We start from the raw sequence: 353 nt of genomic DNA on the forward strand, positions 1-353 counted from the left end.
TTTTGGTTTTTTTGCTTTGTGGTTGGCGTGTGGTGGGTTTCCCCGGGCGCGCGCTGGGGCCGCGGGCGGCGGGGGCGAACGTGCCGGGGGGGGGGGGGGGCGCACCGCCACCCCATGCTCCGTCTTCAGCTCCGCCCCCAGCCCCACGGCCCCCAGCCGCTGGTTATCCGTCTGATGCACCAGATGCCCGAGATTCAGCTCCGCCGTCCCCCGATGCGCCTTTGCATGCCGCTGCAACGCCACGCGCGCCTGTTCCGGCGTGTCGTCGAACACGAGCTGGCTGTACGCGCCGGCCCCGTTGCCGCTGGCCCGCATGGCCTGGCTTTTCAGGCCGGACAGCACGGCCACACGGG

Annotated in this window: 1 pseudogene; it reads right to left on the bottom strand. The window is 71.4% G+C overall.

Going from position 1 to position 353, the window contains the following annotated elements:
- Positions 1–99 precede the first annotated feature (99 nt).
- Positions 100–353, bottom strand: a pseudogene (locus ACEN88_RS34740) (type VI secretion system Vgr family protein); the annotation flags it as partial.

It is taken from the genome of Massilia sp. CT11-108 (assembly GCF_047302915.1).
In the GTDB taxonomy this organism is placed as follows: Bacteria; Pseudomonadota; Gammaproteobacteria; order Burkholderiales; family Burkholderiaceae_D; genus Telluria; species Telluria orientalis.